Raw genomic sequence first — 20,279 nt, 5'->3', positions numbered from 1 at the left:
TCACCCTCCGCCACCTGCCGGGTTCGCACCCCCTCCACCTCCAGGCGAAGGCTGGTTCGGAGGTGTCGGCGTGACGACACCAGGTGCCCCGTAGAAGTCGTACCGAGCGTCGGTCTCCGGGTCGTCCAACCGCCCCTCGATCAGGCGCGAAGCATGGCGCAGGTTCTCGATGGCCGCGCGACGAGCGTCCTCCTGCGCACGAACCAGATCGAGGGCTCGGTGGGCGAGCTTGAATCCCTCCAACAGAGGGGTCGAGCCGGGGAGCGCCTCCATGTAGAGCGCGCCCGAGGGGACGACGATCTCGTCACCGGCATACTCCGAGGACAACAGCAGCTCTCGGTACCGGGCGGCGAGCGCACCCCGGATGCTCTCGAACTCCTGGGCGCCGAGGCGCTCCCTGAGCCGGACGACGTACTCGGCGAACTGCGGCCTGGTGATGTTGCCCGGGTCGTGGGGGTCGAGCAGGCGCAGGCCCTCGTCGACGTAGGGGTCCAGCATCATGTCGGTGAGCGCGTTGCTGCGCCGCATCGGAAAGATCATGTAGTTCCCGAGGAACCCCAGCAGGCGCGAAGGATCGGCGACCTCCACGAGGGGAAGATCGAACTGGTCGGGCAGCATCTCGATGGACGGGACCAGCTCGAAGTCGACGCCCACACGCGCGTGTGCCGACACGTTCGCGGTGTCGGAGATGTCCACGTCCACGCGGCTGACCGCTGAGGTGGCACCCAGCCGGCGGTACGTCGGCTCTGTGCCCACCGGGTTCGCGAACTGCGGGACGGGCAGCTGGTAGAGACGCAGAAATCGTTGGTCCTCGACCTCGTGGACCCAGATGGCCTGCATGTAGTGCAGGATGTGCTCCTTGACGTGCAGCCGCAGCCGGGCGACCTCCAACGCCATGCTCTGGTAGCGACGGTTGGCCTTGTTGTAGGCCTCGGTCGCCTCGTTCAACGCATTGACCGCTCGTTGGAGGTTGACCGCCATCTCCTTGGCCTTCTCGGCGGCACGCTGCTCGGCGTCGCGGGCCGCCTCCTCGCGCAGCTTGGCCGTCTCGGTGTCCTGGCCACCCCCGAAGAGGCTCTGCCCGATGTCGGAGAAGAAGCCGTCGCTCTCCTCACGTCCCTCCTCGGCGATACGTTCCCTGACCGCCTGCACGAGGGCTTCATAGCGACGGCCGGCCTGCTCCTCGAGAGCCTGCATCTGCGTCGTCAGATCGCGCACCTGGAGCCGGTGGGCGCTGAGCGTCTCCGCGAGCGCAAGTACCTCGAGACGGTCCCCGACGATCGCTCCCTGCACGTAGTCCAGGGCGGGCTCGAAACCATCGTCCAGAAGCGCGCGGCGGATGACCCAGGCGTATCGCACCAGGAAGCCGTTGTTGATCTCGTCGGGTGCGGGAACATCCTGAGCGACCAAGATGACGGGAGTCGCCTTCTGGATCGTCTCGTTGACCCGGAACCGACGCTGAAGCTCGAAGAACAGGCAGTTGAGGGTGATTTCGCTGTTCTTGTTCTCCAGCCGGCCCGAGGTGGTTTCCTCGAACTCGTATCCCTCGTCGAAGGTGACCTCAACTGCCCGCTCCTGGCGAAGCTCCTCGCTGGCCTTCAACACGGCCTCTCGGAACGCCTTCTTCACCTCGCCTGAGTTGGTCTCGCCGTCCCTCGAGGAGGCGGTGGTCGAGTCGCCCTTGCTGATACCGATGTTGTAGGTGCCGTTGGTGTTGAGGGAGAAGTTGGTCTTGGCCAGGGCCTTGCGGATGATCTCGCTCTCGGCTCTGTTCGTCTCGGAGAACTCATCTCGCCGGATCGCCGAGCGCTTCATCAGCTCCTTCTCCGAGCGCTTGCGCGTGATGACCGTGCGCGTCTTGTACTCGCGCACCTCGTTGGGCGCCAAGGTGATGCTCTTGACCAGGTCGCCCACCTGGTAGCTGACGGGGGTCATGACGTGGCGGTAGCCGATCAGGAGGCCGAAGTTCACGGCCTTGCTCCGGCCATCAGCACCGAAGGCGGTGAACGCGTGCGGCTCCTTCAAGATGGCGTTGATCTGTTCGACCAGGTCTTCGGGGTTGGCGTCGGTGTCGTAGTCACTGCCGTCGCTCTCGTCCGGGAGGAGCACACCACCGGGCTCGGGGGGACGGTCCGGACGCCCACCGGGCGGGTCCGGCGGGTCCGGAGGGTCTGGCGGACGGGGCGGCACCGGGTCGACCGGCAGGATGTCGCCGCCGCCCCCCAGCAGGTCGCGCGGCCCGCGCCCGTCGTTGCGCAAGAACACCATCGTCGGCGCGGCGTCCTGCGTCGCGGCGCGCACGGACCGGAGGGCCGCGGTGAGCTTCCCCAGGTCGGCAAGGTCCGTCGGCGCGACGACGCGGTCCTTCAGCACCCGGCTCATCTTGACGTGCAGCGAGCGAGCGAGCGGCTCAAGACGCGTGTCCACCACGGTCTGCCAGACGTCCTCGAAGGCGACGTCCAGCGTTGCGAAGTCGAAGACGCGCGGCTCGTCGGCAGGTCCGACCGGCACGGCGAACTCACGGATCTTGGTTGCCAGCCCAGGCCCCTCCCCGTCTCCGGTCAGTACGTCGATCGGGGAGCGGATGTCCTCGATGGTGCGCCCCAACAGCTCCAGGACTGCGTTGGCATCTGCTGGCCCGGGCGGAGTACCTGCTCCCCCGCCTGGTTGCTGGGGGTTCGTGGTCGTTGCGGGGCCGGCGAGAAGGTCACGGGCCGATCGCTCCTCGGCGGTGTCCTGCAAGAAGGCCTCGAAGAGCTTGTCCTCACGGGCCACTTCGACGGGCGTGCCCGACGTCTCGATCCGTGCGGTGAGCCCGAGGATCTCCATCAGGGTGGATCTGCCGATGTCGCCGAAGGTGCCCGCCGGCAGCGTCCCGTTGGCAGTCGTCACGTTGTCGAGCTGTTGCAGCTGAGCCTGGTCGAAGAAGAAGCGAGTACGACGACGACCCTCACGCTCGCGATCGGGGTCGGGAACTCCCTCGGCCTGCATGCGCGCCACTCCGCGCTCGATCGCCTTGCGCGCCAGCGCCCCAGGCGCGTGTTCGGCCGCCGGACCCACGACGAACTGGTAGCCCGCGGCGACCGCACCGGAGCTCGCAGTGACCTCCTCGAGGAACCGGGGCAGGAAGTCGGTCTCGAACTCAGCCTCCAGCTCCTTGCCCCGCACCACACGGTCGGCGATGGCCTCCCCGACGGCGACCTCCGACACCACCGCCTCGTCGATCGTCCGGCGTGCGCGCGTCGACAGTCGCAGCCCGCTTGTCGACGGGCCGGGGGGCAGCACACCGGCCTGCTCGAGCCGGTCACCGTCAATGCTGAGCCGATAGCTCTCCTGCGCATCGGCCGCCACCTCGTGGACGGGTGTGGTGAGCAGGAAGGCCGCTGCGTCGAACGGCACTGCATCCTCCGGCACCAGCCCCTCCGGCACCAGCCCAGGCCGGCGGTGACCATCACCATCGCCACCTGCTGGCCGGTCCGGGCGTGCGACCGTGACGAGCACCCGCAACGTGGGTTCGCCCTCGACCGGTCGCGACACCACCTGAAACCGGCCGGACGCGTCGCTGATGTCAGAGCCCAGGGACACCACCCGTTGCCCGTGGTGGTCGTCGCCGGCGGCTGTGACGCTGTAGACGCGGACCACCAGGTCCGAGATAGGTGCCTGGGTGTCTGTCCGGGTGATGCGGCCGACGAAACGAGCCATTGCTGTTCCTCCCCTCGATCGAGGGGGCAGCCGGACCTGCCCGAGAACAATGGGCCGAGCGTCCTCTCGGATCAAGTAACGGACCCAGCGTGCAGGTTCGTCAACCCTTGACGACGACGAGTCCTGCTCGCGGGCCTTGACCCGCCGCGACGGCTGGGAGGACAGTCGCAGCAAGCGTCCCTCGCAGGCGGATGGGCGGGCACATGAGGGAAGTCACGAAGACACCGGTGACCGGCTCCGTCGCTGCCCAGGTCTCGCCCGAGTGGGAGGCGGCACGTCGTCGTGCGGCGCCGGCAGACAACACCCAGCGGACGTTGGTCCGGCACCTCGAGGAGCCGATAGCGGCCTCACAGACCACCGCCATCCGAGCTCGCGCCAACGCGCTGCGCAAGCTGGTGCAGACCTCGCCCCCTCAGGAGGCCTCCGCGCTGCAGCGCAGGCTGAACGACCGCTCCGACCCGCTGGCGCACTTGTTCGACCTCGAGCTCTCCACGCCGCTGCGAGCCGAGCTGCGCACCAGGCTCGCCCGGCGCCCGGTCGAGGAGGAGCGCGGCACATTCGACCGTGGGACGGAGGACAAGTCGACCGAGCGCCCACCGCCGCCACCGCCGGACAAGCCCCAGCCGCCGGTGCCGCCCGTGGTCCCCCAGAAGCCCGACCCCACCAAGCCCGACCCCAAGAGGCCCGACCCCAAGAGGCCCGACCCCAAGAGGCCCGACCCCACCAAGACGCAGACGACAGACCCGCCCAGGATCAAGCCCGGCGACGGCGGCGAGGATGGCCGACGCCTGCTCGACTGGCTGGAGAAGATCTACGGAGCCGCTGGTCGGGCGTTGGGGCTGGGGCTGATCCCCTTGATCGGCATGGTGATCTCGGGCAGCTCCGGCAAGGTCGCCCTCGACGCGACCATCATCCAGCGAGCACTCCAGGCTGCCATGAACGTCTTGATGGAGAACAGGACGGCCAGGCAGCTCGTCGGCGACGCGGGCGAGGCGATCGCCGAGGAGGTCTATGAGTGGCTCAGGGAGAAGGAGACGGGAGGCAGGTCCAGGCCCTTCAACCTCAACCGGCTGCGGAAGAACTTCCCCCTCATCGACCTGATCGACCGCAGCGGCATCTACGGGGTCAAGGCCCGCGGTGCTCTGACGTCGGGGGACGTGACCGACAGTCTGGTGGGCGACCTCTTCGAGTTCTGGAGCAACACTGGCAAGGAAGGCATCCCGAAGGTGAGGAAGGCCGCGGAGCTGCTCCACGAGCTTGCCTCGGTGCTCCAGGCTCAGGACCACTGGCCCGACGACCTTGCTCGCAATGCCACGTCCGAGGTCATCGAGACCTACATCCGCCAGAAGGGGATCCTTCTGGTTCCCAGCGACAAGTGGTACGAGGTCCAGAGCAAGGTCGGCACGCGCGTCCTCAGTGGGCTCTCCGACACCCTCACCGACGCCGACAAGGTCGCTCAGGTCACCCCCTACACCTCGCGGGTGCGCTCCTTCGGCATCTCCAGCAAGGCGATCGGCGCCATGCTGAAGATCGCGGACAAGCTGACCAAGCTGTCCGCCGGAGGGCCACCGGCCCACTAGCCCGACCCATGCCGTCTCGGCGGCGGCGTATCTGACCCGCCTTCCTCCTGCTCCTCGTCCCCAGTCGCACGGCATCGGGCGGTGCGCTTCACGAAGGAAGTTCGACATGGGAGATATCGCACGCAGTGAGCTGCGCCAGGAAGTCGTGACCGCGCTGCTCGACACCGGCGCGATCAACCTGGAGGCCGCCGGCGCGGTCTTCAGCAAGTTCGGCGAGCGCGCCATCCGCGGGGGCGACGAGCTCGTCTTGGCGATCGGCAAGCACAACTACTGGGCTTGCGGCTGGCCGGTGCCGGTCATCCGCGAGCTGGGCGTCAACCTGCGCGAGGGCTGACCCGGATGAGCACGTCGGGTCCGAGCGCCGTCCTGCTCCGCGACTGGGTCACCGGCAGCCTGAGGCTGACGGCCCGTACCGTCGCGGCGCTGTCCGACGACGGACCCGACGTCCCCGCGCCGCGACTCGAGCCCGACAAGGTCGTGGGCGAGGCCCTCCTGCTGCTACGAGCGACTGCCGATGTCGGCGCCGGCCGGGCCGATCCCGATTGGCGACGCCTCTACGCCGCCGCGGCACCTCTCGCCCGTCCCGCATCTGTGCCCGCGGCGATCTGCTGCGACCCTGCACACGCCCTGGAGGCGGCGTTCTGCCACCTCCAGCTCTCAGCGCTCGGCGACACCGACCCCGGCATCGACCTGCTCCTGGATCTCGCGCTCGCCGAACCCGACTGCGGCCCCGAACCGTACGTCGTGACGGCGCTGCACCGCGCCTGGCTGCGCGCCCTGCGCGAGGAGGGTCCCGATCTGGCCGGGGTCGCAGCCCTGCTCGAGCGCTCCAGCCTCGGTCGCCAGGTCGACGTCCTGCGCTGCTCCACCCAGGACGTCTACGACCTCACGCACGCGGTCATGCACGGCACCGACCTCGGCCGGTGGCGCATCCCCGTCCCGCGACCCGAGGCCGACCTGGTGCCCGACCTCGACGCGCTCCTGGCGCTGGCACTCGACGCCCGCAACCTCGACCTGACCACGGAGCTGCTGTGGTGCTGGCCGATGCTCGGGCTGGCCCCCAGCCCTGCCCGCGCACGCGCCCTGGACGAGGTGGCCTCGGTCCGTGCGGACCAGGGCTTCCTCCCGGGACCGGGCTTCGAGCGAGAGGTCCACGCCCTGTTGGCGCCTCAGGCCCAGGACGCCTACGTGCTGCGCACGTCCTACCACGCATCGCTCGTGCTGGGGATCCTCGGCGCCTCGATGCTCGCCGCCGGCCCGCCTCGAGGGGCGCCGACGCAGCTCGATGGCGGGCTGGCGGCCCTGGACCTGACGGTCGCGCTCCGCAATGCCTCCGACCGCTCCGACCTCCAGGCCGTCCGCGGCCTGCTGGAGCTCGCCCTCGAGCTGGACCTGGCCGAGGGACGCGCGGTGCAGCAAGCAGCGTCGCTGCTGCGACGCAGCGCGGCGATGATGTCGCCCCGCGCTGCGGCTCGGCTGGCAAGCTCCTAGCGCGCGTCGGCCCGGCGCGCGATCGCCTCGAGCTTCTCGACGTACGCGGGCCAGTCGTAGCCCTCGACGATGTTGCGGTCGGTTGCGCCGCGACCGACCGCGCCGTCGATCGTCTCACGCACGATGTCGATGTGGCCGGCGTGCCGGGCGGTCTCGTTGGTCATGTGCACCAGGATCTGGTGGAGGCTGACCTCGTCGTCCGACCACCAGGGCACCTTGCCGGCGGTGTCGAGGTCGGCCTCGGCGAAGGTCTCCTCGGCGTGCCGCCACGACGCCCGGTAGAACTCCTTGACGCTCTGGCTGGTCTCATCGGCAGTGGCGTAGAGGTCGGCCTGCGGGTCGTCGTCGTCGAACGGCAGCTCCCCGGGGAACGGTCGGCCGAACGTCGCGCCGAAGTAGCCCGCCTGCACGCTGGCCAGGTGCTTGACCAGGCCCAGCAGGTTCGTGCCGGTCGAGGTGACCGGGCGGCGCAGGTCGTACTCCGAGAGTCCGTCGAGCTTCTCGAGCACCTGCTCGTTGAGTCGGCCGAGGCCTTCGACGAGCGTGGACTTGGGGTCTGGGATCGTCACCCGGCCACACTAGGCGGGCCCCACGACGGTGGCACCGCGGTTTTCGGCACGCTGTCGAGCGAGCGCGCAGCGGATCGGTCAGGGGCGTGACCGCCGAGATGGGCGGGGTACCTCGGTGCGTGCGACCCCGGGGCCGGCGCGTGGTGGGGCAGCCGCTGCAGGCCCTCCAGCAGCCCGGTCATCGCATGACCCAGCTCGGTCGTCGCGGCGACCAGATCGGCGTCGGGCCCGACCGTGATGGCCGGCCCGAAGGCCACGTCGATGCGCTGGTGTCGCCTCGGGTGGGGACGCACGACCTGCGACGGCCTGGTCGCATCCACGGTCCAGAGCTCCTGCGAGCCCCACAGCGCGAGCGGCACCAGCGGTGCGCCGACCTCGCGAGCCAGCGCCGCGGGGCCGCGCATCAGCGAACGCACGGCGTAGGAGAACGAGATGCCGGCCTCGGGGAAGACGCCGACCGCCTCGCCCTCGCGCAGCAGCCGACGAGCGGTGAGGTACGCCGCCGCCGGCGCCTCGCGGTCGACGGGGACGTGCCGCATCGCGTCCATGGCCCGCGCGGCCCGCGACTGCCACACGTCGTGTCGGGTCAAGAACCGCACCCAGCGGCCACGCTCGTGGGCTGCCAGGCCGATCCACAAGAAGTCGGGGTAGGACCCGTGGGTGCTCGCGAGCACGACCGGCCCCGTCTGCGGCACGTGCTCGAGTCCGGAGTAGTGCAGGCGTACGTCGAGTGCCCGGACCAGCATCCGCGTCGCCGTCCCCGTGGCCCGGTACCAGCGCTCCGCCCCCCGGTCGTTGGTGGAGGTGCGAGCGCCAACGAGCCTCGAAACCACGGCAGCTCTCGATCTCTACGCGAACGGCGCGCGCGCGTCGCGGGCGATCGACCGACGCCCAGCCCAGCGCCAGACCCGGGCTGCCCGGTCGCGGTCCTCGTCGGTGACCAGGTTGCCCATCCACCGCAGTGCCAGCGTCATCAGCCAGTCGGATCGCATGCCCGCCGGGCCGAGGGTCGACAGCAGCCGCGGGATGGTGACCAGCCCCGCCAGCCGCCGGGCGATCGAGAACGCCTCGCCGTAGTGGTCGCGCAGCAGCGCCGGCCACGCCTCGGACAGGTCGTCGTGCTCGGCCATCGTCTCGACCACGAGCCGACCGGTCTCCAGGCCGTAGTCGATGCCCTCGCCGTTGAGCGGGTTGACGCAGGCGGCCGCGTCGCCGATCAGTGCCCAGTTCGCTCCGGCGACGCCCGACACGGCCCCGCCCATCGGCAGCAGCGCGCTGGTGGGCATCCGCAGCTCCTCACCGAGGCCGAAGTCGACCCGCCGCTGCTCGGCGTAGTGCGCCATCAGCGGCTTGACCGCGATGTCGGCTGGTCGCTTGGCGGTCGCGAGGGTGCCGACGCCGACGTTCACCTCGCCGTTGCCCAGCGGGAAGATCCAGCCGTAGCCGCTGAGCACGGTGCCCTGCTCGTCACGCAGCTCGAGGTGGCTGCTGATCCACGGGTCGTCGGACATCGTGGAGTCGGCGTAGGAGCGTCCGGCCACGCCGTACACGGTCTCCCGGTGCCACTCCCGCCCGAGCAGCTTGCCCAGCGGCGATCGCACACCGTCGGCGACAACCAGACGGTCGCAGGCGATCTCGAACCGCTCCCCTCCTGATGATGACCCGCGGGAACCGCGCGCGAACTCGACGGCCGCGACCCGGTCGCCCTCCCTGCGTACGCCGACCGCGCGGACGCCGTCGACGGCATCGGCACCCGCCTTGATCGCGGTGGTCCGCAGGTGGTCGTCGAGCTCGGTGCGCGCGACGGCCGAGCCCCAGTCGGGCAGGTTGCCGCCGGGCCACGGCAGCAACAGGGTCTGCCCGAAGCCATGGGCGCGCAGCCCCTGGTTGACCGTGTGGGCGCGCAGCCAGTCCTCGAGACCGAGTCGCTGCAGCTCGCCGATCGCCCGGGGGGTGAGTCCGTCACCGCACGTCTTGTCGCGCGGGAAGACCGCGGCGTCGGCGAGCAGCACGTCGTACCCGCTCTGCGCCGCCCAGGCCGCCGCCGCCGACCCCGCCGGTCCGGCGCCGACGACGAGCACATCGGTGCGTGTCGCAGCGGCATTCACACTCGCAAGTGTCCCAGGCGGGATTCGCCTCGCCCAATCAGACCCAGATCGCCGCTACCTCGATCGTGTCACCGCGGTGTCACCTCGTCACTTGGCGAACCGGAAGAGTGCCTGCTGGGTGGTCCCGTCGAGCAGCTCGAGGGTCAGCAACCGGCAGCCCGTCCAGGACTTCGTGGTCTTCCAGGTCAGCGAGTAGGTGTCGATGTCGGAGCGGTAGGTGAGACCTCCGTTGGTCTGGAGCTCCGCGGCCGGCCCGGTCGGCGCCAGGGTCGTGCAGTTGACCGGCGTCGAGGTCGGCGAGCCATCTCGGAAGATGTCGAGACCCTGGTCGCCGCCCAGCCGGAACTTGATCGGCACCGAGCTGCCCGCCTTCACGCTGTTGGCGGCCGGCAGTGCCGCGATCGGCGGCAGGAAGCCGGAGAAGTCGTAGGACACCAGGTCCAGGCCCACGAGCACCGGATCGTGGTCGGAGGCCCGATAGGGCTCGGGCGAGTAGAAGTCCGAGATCTGCTCATCCGACTTGAACTCGGTGTTGTAGTCGAGGGCGACCGGCTCGTCGGCGTTGAGGTGCCATTCGGTGACGCCCGAGACCTGAGCGGCCAGGTTGGGGCTGGCCAGGGCGTGGTCGAGGTAGCCGGACTGGCCACCGAAGACGTAGGAGTAGCCGTCATCGCCGACGAACTCGCTGATGGTGTCGACGTACCCGGCGTCGCGGAAGACCGTGATCGGGTCCTCCTGGGCGTAGGAGTTCATGTCTCCCAGCAAGATGACGTCCGAGTCTCCGCTCCCGGTCGGGTCGCTCGCCAACCAGTCCACCAGGGCCTCGGCCGCCCTGGTCCGGGTCAGGTTGCAGTTGCCCTGACCGTCGAGGGCGTCGGGGTCGCCGACCGCGTTGCAGTCGGAGCCCTTGGACTTGAGGTGGTTGACGACCGCGGTGAAGACCGCGCCGTCGCCGTTGACCTCGAAGCTCTGGGCCAGCGACGGCCGATTGAGGTTGTCGTCGAAGCGCGAATCGACGGTCGAGTCGATGAGGGCGTAGTCGCCGAGCGGGGTCACCCGGGCCGGCTGGTAGAGGATCCCGACGCGGATCGCGTCCGTGCCGATGACGCCCGTGTCGATGAAGTCGTAGGTGCCGGCGCCGAGGGCGTCGTTGAGCCCGTCGACGAGGTCCTCGACGGCGCCGTACTCGGTGCCTGTGTCGTCGTTCTCGAGCTCCATCAGGCCCAGGACGTCGGCGTCGAGCTCGCTGATCGCCGCGATGATCTTGTCGCGCTGACGATCGAACTCGAACGGCGTGTTGGCACCACGCGGGGTCGGGAAGCCACCGCCCGCACCGTCTCCGTTGAAGTAGTTGAGGACGTTGAACGCCGCCACGCGCGCCTCCCCACCCACCTCGGCCGGGGCCGCCGGACGCGGGTTGGCGTGGTCGAACTCGATCGGACCGACGGGCTGCACGCGGTAGCGGCTGAACCCGAAGCCGAGGACGCCGGTCAGGCCCGGCAGGGTGTCGCCGACGCGCAGCGTGTTGTCGGCCGAGAGGCCCCCCTGCGGGTAGGCCACCGAACCGGGGTTCTGGGTGTTGAGGCCGTCGTCGAGCAGGATCCGTCTGCGGTCGTTCGCATCCTGCAGCGCCATCGCCGCACCACCCGGCGCGACGGCGTTGGTCGGGGTCTCCAGCCGCCCGCCCACGGAGAGGTCGACCTCCCCGAACCGGGCGAGAGTGAACACCTCGGTCACGGTGAGCTCCTGGTCGACCTCGACGAGCATGCCTTCGTAGGGCTCACGCTCGCTCGCGAGGTCGCCGACGAGCGGCATCTCCAGAGTCACCGGTGTGACGGATGCTCCCGTCGCGCAGACAAGCGTGTCATGCACGCTGGAGACCTGCGTCTGGCCGCCGAACTCACTGGCGAAACCGACGACTCGCACGACGTCGCCCGGATCGACGTCAGTGGCGGTGTCGAACACGAAGATGCCTTCGGAGGTGTTCGGATCGGCGTCCTCGGTGCCGTCCTCGTCCTGGACGTAGTAGCCGCCGAAGCCGCCCTGACCTTGGTAGTCGCCGGTCACGATGCCCTCGATCATCACGATCTGACCCTGCATCGGCGTGCTGGCGCCGGCGCCCTGCACGTCATGGATCGGCAGGGCGGGCTGACCGCACACCGAGACCGGGAAGACCCCGATGCTCAGCGTGCAGGTGCCGGTCTGGGGAACGCCGTCGCTGTTGGTCGCCACGACGGTCAGGCGGTAGGCGCCGACGGGGGTGGCATCCGAGGCCGTGAAGGTCGCCGTGGCGGCCTGGCCCACCGAGGGGGACGGGGCGAACGCGGTGCGGGTGATGGTGCCCGGATCCGAAGGCGCGATCGCCGTGACCGCGATGTCGACGATGGTCCCATCGCGGTCGGTGGCGCTCACGGGCGCATCGACCGCGGTGCCTTCGTCGGTCGCCACGGCAGGACAGGTCAGTCGCGGCGGCGCGAGGTGGGAGCCGAGGTCGCCGAAGGTGTCGGTCGCGAAGCCGTCCCACTGGACGGCGGGATCGAAGGCGTCGCCGCCGTCGGTGTCGCCCGCCTCGATCGTCGCCTTGCGTCGCAAGGTGTTGTCGGCTGTGCTGGTCAGACCCGTGCCCCACTCGGCGCCAGGGTCGAAGCCGACCTGACCGATGACGTCCACGACGGTGGTGCCCTTGCGCAGCACGACTGCGTCGTCTCCGTTGAACCAGCCCGAGCCGTTGGTCTGGTCGGCCTGCGCCAGGATCGTCGCGTTGGCGCTGCCCTGCGCCAGGACGAAGACATCACCGGCGGCGACGGTTCCGGTCAGGTTGATCGTCAGGCCGGCAGTCGACGAGCCGTTGAAGAACATCTGGACGTTGTAGGTCGCGGTGGCCAGGTTGATGCCGGTCCCTGTGCCGTTGTAGATCTCCAGCGCCTTGTTGTTCGAGGAGCCCTCGATGTACTCGGAGAAGAACAGGTCCGTGGGGGCGGCCGATGCAGCACCGACGTTGCCCACCACCGCCAGCCCGAGTCCGGTCACCGCCGCGATGAGTCCCGAAACCGCCGTACGCCACTGACGCCTCATCAGATCTCCCTTGCCGAGCTCCGCTGCCGAGCTCCGCTGCCGAGCTCCGCTGATCGGGGAACCCTAACCCGGCGCACCGACCATGGACAGACCATGGCGTGAACGGCCGACGACAAAGCAACGGCCCCGGCTCCGTGAGGAGCCGGGGCCGCCGGAGACGATCGTCGTCAGTTCTGGAACGGGCCGAAGTCGAAGTCGTCGAGGGCCACGGGCTGGCTCGCGCTGCCGAACTCGTAGTCGTAGTTGTCGTAACCGGTCACGGAGTAGGCCGCCGCGCGCGCCTCCTCGGTCGGCTCCACCCGGATGTTGCGGTAACGCTCCAGGCCGGTGCCGGCGGGGATCAGCTTGCCGATGATCACGTTCTCCTTCAGGCCGCGAAGGCTGTCGGAGCGGGCGTGGATGGCCGCGTCGGTGAGCACCCGGGTCGTCTCCTGGAAGGAGGCGGCCGAGAGCCACGACTCAGTGGCCAGCGATGCCTTGGTGATGCCCATCAGCACCGGGCGGCCGGAGGCGGGCTTGCCGCCCTCGGACACCACGCGACGGTTCTCGGTCTCGAACAGCACCCGGTCGACCAGGTCGGCCGGCAAGATGTTGGTGTCGCCCGACTCGATGACCGTGACCCGGCGCAGCATCTGCCGCACGATGATCTCGATGTGCTTGTCGTGGATCGACACACCCTGGCTGCGGTAGACCGCCTGGACCTCCTGCACCAGGTGCTCCTGGGCAGTGCGGACTCCGAGGATGCGGAGTACGTCGTGGGGGTCCTCGGTGCCGACGATCAGCTTCTGGCCGACGTCGACGTGGTCTCCGTCACCCACCAGCAGGCGCGAGCGCTTGGACACGGGGTACTCCTGGACCTCCGACCCGTCGTCGGGGGTGATGAGCACCTTGCGCGTCTTGTCGGTCTCCTCGATCTCGACGCGGCCGGCAGCCTCGGCGATCGGCGCACGTCCCTTGGGCACGCGAGCCTCGAAGATCTCCTGCACACGCGGCAGACCCTGGGTGATGTCCTCGGCCGAAGCCACGCCACCGGTGTGGAAGGTACGCATGGTCAGCTGCGTGCCGGGCTCACCGATCGACTGGGCGGCGATGATGCCGACCGCCTCGCCGATGTCGACGAGCTTGCCCGTCGCCAGCGACCGGCCGTAGCACTTGGCACACGTGCCGGTCTTGGCGTCGCAGGTGAGGACGGAGCGCACCTTGACGACCTCGATGCCGGCCGCGACCAGCTCGCCGATCTTGACGTCGCCCAGGTCGTCACCCGCCGCTGCCAGCACCTCGCCGGTCTCGGGGTGGGTGATCTCGCCGGCCGAGGTGCGGGCGTAGGCGGAGGTCTCGGCGTTGTCGTCCTTGCGAACGGTGCCGTCCTCGCCCTTGACGCCGATCCGCTTGTCGAGGCCACGCTCGGTGCCGCAGTCGTCCTCGCGGATGATGACGTCCTGCGACACGTCGACCAGACGACGGGTCAGGTAACCCGAGTCAGCCGTGCGCAGCGCGGTGTCGGCCAGACCCTTGCGGGCACCGTGGGTCGAGATGAAGTACTCCAGCACCGAGAGGCCCTCGCGGAAGTTGGCCTTGATGGGCCGCGGGATGATGTCGCCCTTCGGGTTGGCCACCAGACCACGCATCGCCGCCACCTGGCGGATCTGCATCATGTTTCCGGAGGCACCCGAGCTCACCATCATGAAGATCGGGTTGGTCTTGTCGAAGTTGGACTCCATCTCGGCGGCGACCTTGTTGGAGGCCTCCGTCCAGATCTCGATGAGGTCCTGGCGACGCTCGTCGTCGGTGACCAGACCGCGTTCGTACTGGGTCTGGACCTTGGCGGCCCGGTCCTCGTAGGCCGAGAGGATCTCGGCCTTCTTGTCGGGCGTGGTCACGTCGTCGATCGACACCGTGACACCCGAGCGGGTCGCCCAGTGGAAGCCGGCGTCCTTGAGGGCGTCGAGCGACGCGGCGACCTCGACCTTGGTGTAGCGCTCGGCCAGGTCGTTGACGATCGTGCCGAGAGCCTTCTTGCCCACCTCGTAGTTCACGAAGGGGTAGTCGGCGGGCAGGGTGTCGTTGAACAGCGAGCGACCCAGCGTGGTCTCCAGCGTCAGCGACTGGCCCTCCTCCCAGTCCTCGAGCCCGAGCTCCAGCGGCGGCACGATGTCGGTGAAGCGGATCTTCACCTTGCTCTGCAAGGTGATCTCGCCCCGGTCGAAGGCCATGATCGCCTCGGCCGCGGAGGAGAACGCGCGACCTGCGCCGATCTCGTCCTCGCGGTCGGTCGTCAGCCAGAACAGGCCGATGATCATGTCCTGGGACGGCATCGTCACCGGACGACCGTCGGACGGCTTGAGGATGTTGTTGGTCGACAGCATCAGGATCCGGGCCTCGGCCTGGGCCTCGGCCGACAGCGGCAGGTGCACCGCCATCTGGTCACCGTCGAAGTCGGCGTTGAACGCACCGCACACGAGCGGGTGGATCTGGATGGCCTTGCCCTCGATCAGCTGGGGCTCGAAGGCCTGGATGCCGAGCCGGTGGAGCGTGGGTGCGCGGTTGAGCAGCACCGGGTGCTCCATGATCACCTCTTCGAGCACGTCCCAGACCATCGCGTAGCGGCTCATGCCTGAGGTCGCCCGCTCGACCATCCGCTTGGCGGACTTGATGTTCTGGGCGTGGGAGAGGTCGACCAGCCGCTTCATCACGAACGGCTTGAACAGCTCCAGCGCCATCATCTTGGGCAGACCGCACTGGTGCAGCTTCAGCTGCGGACCCGACACGATGACCGAGCGGCCGGAGTAGTCGACGCGCTTGCCCAGGAGGTTCTGGCGGAAGCGGCCCTGCTTGCCCTTGAGCATGTCGGACAGCGACTTCAGCGGCCGGTTGCCCGGACCGGTGACCGGACGACCGCGGCGGCCGTTGTCGAACAGCGAGTCGACGGCCTCCTGGAGCATCCGCTTCTCGTTGTTGACGATGATCTCGGGCGCGCCGAGGTCGAGCAGGCGCTTGAGCCGGTTGTTGCGGTTGATGACGCGGCGGTAGAGGTCGTTGAGGTCGCTGGTGGCGAAGCGGCCACCGTCGAGCTGCACCATCGGACGAAGGTCCGGCGGGATGACCGGGACCGCGTCGAGGACCATGCCCAGCGGACTGTTGTTGGTCTTGCGGAACGCGTCGACGACCTTGAGCCGCTTGAGGGCACGCACCTTGCGCTGCCCCTTGCCGGTGGCGATGATCTCGCGGAGGTTGTCGACCTCGGCGTCGATGTCGAAGGTCTCGAGGCGACGCTGGATGGCCTGAGCGCCCATGTGGCCCTCGAAGTACTTGCCGAACCAGTTCTTCATCTCGCGGTAGAGCATCTCGTCGCCCATGAGGTCTTGGACCTTGAGCGCCTTGAACGTGCTCCAGACCTCCTCCAGCCGGTCCAGCTCGCGCTGGGCCCGGTCACGGATCTGCTTCATCTCGCGCTCGGCGCCGTCCTTGACCTTGCGCCGGGCGTCAGCCTTGGCGCCCTCGGCCTCCAAGGCAGCGAGGTCGTCCTCGAGCTTCTTGGCACGCTCGTCGACCTGGCTGTCGCGACGCTTCTCGAGGCGGTCACGCTCCAGGCCGACCTTGTTCTCGAGCGAGGACAGGTCGCGGTGACGGGCGTCGTCGTCGACGGCGGTGATCATGTAGGCGGCGAAGTAGATGACCTTCTCCAGGTCCTTGGGCGCCAGGTCGAGCAGGTAGCCCAGCCGCGACGGCACGCCCTTGAAGTACCAGATGTGGGTCACGGGCGCGGCGAGCTCGATGTGGCCCATCCGCTCGCGGCGGACCTTGCTGCGGGTCACCTCGACACCGCAGCGCTCGCAGATGATGCCCTTGAAGCGCACGCGCTTGTACTTGCCGCAGTAGCACTCCCAGTCCCGGGTGGGACCGAAGATCTTCTCGCAGAAGAGGCCGTCACGCTCGGGCTTGAGCGTGCGGTAGTTGATGGTCTCCGGCTTCTTGACCTCGCCGTGGCTCCACTGGCGGATGTCCTCCGCGGTGGCCAGGCCGATCTGAAGCTGGTCGAAGAAGTTCACATCGAGCACGGTGGCTACTTGTCCTTCGTTAGTTTCTGAAATCTTGGAGGCTGATGGACTGGGGCGGTCCCGTCCCGCTGGTTGAGGAAGGCGCGCTAGCGCCTGTCACGAAACCCGCGGAACGGGACACACACCTCAGACTTCTTCGACGCTGCTGGGCTCGCGGCGCGACAGGTCGATGCCGAGCTCCTCGGCCGCCCGGAAGACGTCTTCCTCGGCGTCCTTCATCTCGATCGGGGTGCCGTCTTGCGAGAGCACCTCGACGTTGAGGCAGAGCGACTGCATCTCCTTGACGAGCACCTTGAAGGACTCCGGGATGCCGGAGTCGGGGATGTTCTCGCCCTTGACGATCGCCTCGTAGACCTTCACGCGGCCAGGCACGTCGTCGGACTTGATCGTCAGCAGCTCCTGCAGGGCGTAGGCGGCGCCGTAGGCCTCCATCGCCCAGACCTCCATCTCGCCGAACCGCTGGCCGCCGAACTGGGCCTTACCGCCCAGGGGCTGCTGCGTGATCATCGAGTAGGGGCCGGTGCTGCGTGCGTGGATCTTGTCGTCGACGAGGTGGTGCAGCTTGAGGATGTACATGTAGCCGACCGACACCGGGTCCGGGAACGGATCGCCGGAACGGCCGTCGAACAGGTTGGCCTTGCCCGTCGCGTCGATCATCCGCACACCGTCGCGGTTGGGCAGGGTCGCACCCAGCAGGCCAGTGATCTCGTCCTCCTTGGCGCCGTCGAATACCGGTGTCGCCACCTTGGTGTTCGGGGCTGCCTTGTCGGCGTGGATCTTGATGAGGCTGTCCTTCCACGCCGTCGACGTCTTGTCGGCGTGGAGGTCGAGGTCCCAGCCCTGCTTGGCCAGCCACCCCAGGTGCAGCTCGAGGATCTGGCCGATGTTCATCCGTCGCGGCACACCCAGCGGGTTGAGCACGACGTCGACGGGCGTGCCGTCCTCCATGAACGGCATGTCCTCGATCGGCAGGATCTTGGCGATGACGCCCTTGTTGCCGTGACGCCCGGCGAGCTTGTCGCCCACCGAGATCTTGCGCTTCTGGGCGACGTAGACGCGGACCAGCTGGTTGACGCCCGGAGGCAGCTCGTCGCCGTCCTCGCGGTCGAAGACCCGCACGCCGATGACCGTGCCGGACTCACCGTGGGGCACCTTCATCGAGGTGTCGCGCACCTCGCGCGCCTTCTCGCCGAAGATCGCGCGGAGCAGGCGCTCCTCGGGGGTGAGCTCGGTCTCGCCCTTGGGCGTGACCTTGCCGACCAGGATGTCGCCCGTGGTGACCTCGGCGCCGATGCGGATGATGCCGCGCTCGTCGAGGTCGGCCAGCATCTCCTCGGAGACGTTGGGGATGTCGCGGGTGATCTCCTCGGGACCCAGCTTGGTGTCGCGGGCGTCGACCTCGTGCTCCTCGATGTGGATCGAGGTGAGGATGTCCTCCTGCACCAGACGCTGGCTGAGGATGATGGCGTCCTCGTAGTTGTGGCCCTGCCACGGCATGAACGCCACCAGCAGGTTGGTGCCCAGCGCCATCTCGGCGTTGTCGGTGCACGGACCGTCAGCGATCGGCGAGCCGGTCTCGACCCGGTCACCCTCGGCCACCAGCGGGCGCTGGTTGATGCAGGTGCCCTGGTTGGAGCGGCGGAACTTCGCCAGCCGGTAGGTCTGGTAGGTGCCGTCGTCGTTCATCGTCTCGATGAAGTCGGCCGAGACCTCCTTGACCACACCGGGCTTCTCGGCCACCAGCACGTCGCCGGCGTCGACGGCGGCGCGGTACTCGATGCCGGTGCCGACCAGGGGCGAGTCGCTCCTGATGAGCGGCACGGCCTGGCGCTGCATGTTGGCGCCCATCAGTGCGCGGTTGGCGTCGTCGTGCTCGAGGAAGGGGATCAGCGCGGTCGCGACCGACACCATCTGGCGCGGCGAGACGTCCATGTAGTCGACGTCCTCGGCCAAGACCTCGGACACGTCACCGTGGCGCTGGCGCACCAGCACCCGCTCCTCGACGAAGCGGCCCTTCTCGTCGAGCGGCGCGTTGGCCTGCGCGATGACGTACTTGCCCTCGTCGTCGGCGGTCAGGTAGTCGACCTGGTCGGAGACCTTGCCCTTGACCACCTTGCGGTAGGGCGTCTCGACGAAGCCGAACGGGTTGATCCGTCCGTAGGAGGCCAGCGAGCCGATCAGACCGATGTTGGGACCCTCAGGGGTCTCGATCGGGCACATCCGGCCGTAGTGGCTGTGGTGGACGTCGCGGACCTCCATGCCGGCGCGGTCACGAGACAGACCGCCGGGGCCCAGCGCCGAGAGGCGACGCTTGTGGGTCAGCCCCGAGATCGGGTTGGTCTGGTCCATGAACTGCGAGAGCTGGCTGGTGCCGAAGAACTCCTTCAGCGCCGCCACCACCGGACGGATGTTGATCAGGGACTGCGGCGTGATCGCCTCGACGTCCTGGGTCGTCATCCGCTCGCGGACCACCCGCTCCATGCGGGCCAGGCCGGTGCGGAGCTGGTTTTGGATCAGCTCGCCGACCGTGCGCATGCGCCGGTTGCCGAAGTGGTCGATGTCGTCGGCCAGGACCTCGATGACCTTGCCCTCGAGGTCCTTGACCTCGGCACCTTGGGCATCGGCCAATGTCGTGTCGCCGTTGTGGAGGCGGACGATGTAGCGGATCGTCGCGACGATGTCGTCGATGGTCAGCGTCTGCTGGTCGAAGGCCTCGTGGACCCCGAGCTTCTTGTTGATCTTGTAGCGACCGACCTTGGCCAGGTCGTAGCGCTTGGGGTTGAAGTAGTAGTTGTTCAGCAGCGTCTGCGCGGCCTCCTCCGTCGGGGGCTCGCCCGGACGGAGCTTGCGGTAGATGTCGAGCAGGGCGTCACGCTGTGCCTCGGTGTGGTCCTTCTCGAGGGTCAGCATCATCGACTCGTACTGGCCGAACTCCTCGCGGATCTGCTCGTTGGTCCAGCCGAGGGCCTTGAGCAGCACCGTGACGTTCTGCTTGCGCTTGCGGTCGAGGCGAACCCCGACCATGTCGCGCTTGTCGATCTCGAACTCCAGCCACGCACCGCGGCTCGGGATGATCTTGGCGGTGTAGATGTCCTTGTCAGAGGTCTTGTCGGCGGTGCGCTCGAAGTAGACGCCCGGCGACCGGACCAGCTGGGAGACCACGACACGCTCGGTGCCGTTGATGATGAAGGTGCCCTTGGGCGTCATGAGCGGGAAGTCGCCCATGAACACGGTCTGGCCCTTGATCTCGCCGGTCTCGTTGTTGGTGAACTCGGCGGAGACGTAGAGCGGGGCGGAGTAGGTGAAGTCCTTCTCCTTGCACTCGTCGACGGTGTACTTCGGGTCGTAGAAGACCGGGTCCTCGAACGAGAGCGACATGGTCTCGGAGAAGTCCTCGATCGGGGAGATCTCCTCGAAGATCTCCTGCAGACCCGACTTCTCGGAGACGTCCTCGCCCACCTCACGACGACGCGCGACCTCGGCGGTCCAGGCGTCGTTGCCGACCAGCCAGTCAAAGCTGTCGGTCTGGAGAGAGAGGAGCTGGGGGAGCTCGAGAGGCTCGGAGATCTTTGCGAACGAGATGCGGCGTGAATTTTCAGCGGAGCTGCGCGCGGCCAACAGGTGTCCTTCGACGTGTCCTGGGTGATTGCGTCTCCCACCACTCCATCGGCCACCGGGCAGGCGGATGGGCATCTG

The 20,279-nt window shown here is 68.5% G+C and carries 10 protein-coding genes; 3 read left to right on the top strand and 7 right to left on the bottom strand.

The window, feature by feature from the left end; translation table 11 throughout:
- Entirely contained in the window at nucleotides 1–3,702 is a 3,702-nt protein-coding gene (locus ISU10_RS02150; RefSeq protein ID WP_194694726.1) for a hypothetical protein, read from the bottom strand.
- A gap of 227 nt (nucleotides 3,703–3,929) precedes the next feature.
- On the opposite strand from ISU10_RS02150, the gene ISU10_RS02145 reads away from it, so the two are divergent.
- From ISU10_RS02145 to ISU10_RS02135, 3 genes are all read left to right on the top strand, one after another.
- Nucleotides 3,930–5,282 carry a hypothetical protein gene (locus tag ISU10_RS02145; RefSeq protein WP_194694725.1) on the top strand — a complete coding sequence of 451 codons (1,353 nt, stop codon included), beginning with the start codon at nucleotides 3,930–3,932 and terminating at the stop codon, nucleotides 5,280–5,282.
- A 106-nt stretch (nucleotides 5,283–5,388) separates the two neighbouring features.
- Nucleotides 5,389–5,616, top strand: coding sequence for a hypothetical protein (locus ISU10_RS02140; RefSeq protein WP_194694724.1), 228 nt, complete (start codon nucleotides 5,389–5,391; stop codon nucleotides 5,614–5,616).
- Nucleotides 5,617–5,621: 5 nt separating this feature from the next.
- Complete coding sequence (locus tag ISU10_RS02135) at nucleotides 5,622–6,773, top strand: DUF6895 family protein (protein ID WP_194694723.1); 1,152 nt, start codon at nucleotides 5,622–5,624, stop codon at nucleotides 6,771–6,773.
- On the opposite strand, the gene ISU10_RS02130 is transcribed toward ISU10_RS02135, so the two are convergent.
- The 6 genes from ISU10_RS02130 to rpoB form a co-directional block, all read right to left on the bottom strand.
- A complete protein-coding gene (locus tag ISU10_RS02130) occupies nucleotides 6,770–7,342 on the bottom strand; it encodes a DinB family protein (protein ID WP_194694722.1) in 573 nt (190 codons plus the stop codon). The two genes, ISU10_RS02135 and ISU10_RS02130, sit on opposite strands and share 4 nt — an antisense overlap.
- Nucleotides 7,339–8,175: a lysophospholipid acyltransferase family protein gene (locus ISU10_RS02125; protein ID WP_194694721.1), complete on the bottom strand. Its 837-nt coding sequence runs from the start codon at nucleotides 8,173–8,175 to the stop codon at nucleotides 7,339–7,341. The genes ISU10_RS02130 and ISU10_RS02125 overlap by 4 nt, the downstream gene beginning before the upstream one ends.
- A gap of 15 nt (nucleotides 8,176–8,190) precedes the next feature.
- A complete protein-coding gene (locus tag ISU10_RS02120) occupies nucleotides 8,191–9,450 on the bottom strand; it encodes a geranylgeranyl reductase family protein (protein ID WP_194694720.1) in 1,260 nt (419 codons plus the stop codon).
- Between the two features lie 87 nt (nucleotides 9,451–9,537).
- Complete coding sequence (locus ISU10_RS02115) at nucleotides 9,538–12,525, bottom strand: ExeM/NucH family extracellular endonuclease (protein ID WP_194694719.1); 2,988 nt, start codon at nucleotides 12,523–12,525, stop codon at nucleotides 9,538–9,540.
- Nucleotides 12,526–12,692: 167 nt separating this feature from the next.
- The gene (locus ISU10_RS02110) at nucleotides 12,693–16,583 is read right to left on the bottom strand and encodes a DNA-directed RNA polymerase subunit beta' (protein ID WP_194694718.1); all 3,891 of its coding nucleotides are present in this window, start codon (nucleotides 16,581–16,583) and stop codon (nucleotides 12,693–12,695) included.
- Nucleotides 16,584–16,709: 126 nt separating this feature from the next.
- Nucleotides 16,710–20,201 (bottom strand): DNA-directed RNA polymerase subunit beta, encoded by a 3,492-nt coding sequence (gene rpoB / locus ISU10_RS02105; RefSeq protein WP_228499269.1) that lies wholly within the window; start codon nucleotides 20,199–20,201, stop codon nucleotides 16,710–16,712.
- Between the last annotated feature and the right edge of the window lie 78 nt (nucleotides 20,202–20,279).

The organism is Nocardioides agariphilus, assembly GCF_015352445.1.
In the GTDB taxonomy this organism is placed as follows: domain Bacteria; phylum Actinomycetota; class Actinomycetes; order Propionibacteriales; family Nocardioidaceae; genus Nocardioides; species Nocardioides agariphilus.
This window is presented reverse-complemented; position numbering and strand designations above follow the sequence as displayed.

Excerpts from the sequence above, each read along its gene's own strand:
- ISU10_RS02150 (WP_194694726.1), bottom strand. The coding sequence starts at position 3,702 with ATGGCTCGTTTCGTCGGCCGCATCACCCGGACAGACACCCAGGCACCT.
- ISU10_RS02140 (WP_194694724.1), top strand. The coding sequence starts at position 5,389 with ATGGGAGATATCGCACGCAGTGAGCTGCGCCAGGAAGTCGTGACCGCG.
- ISU10_RS02135 (WP_194694723.1), top strand. The coding sequence starts at position 5,622 with ATGAGCACGTCGGGTCCGAGCGCCGTCCTGCTCCGCGACTGGGTCACC.
- ISU10_RS02115 (WP_194694719.1), bottom strand. The coding sequence starts at position 12,525 with ATGAGGCGTCAGTGGCGTACGGCGGTTTCGGGACTCATCGCGGCGGTG.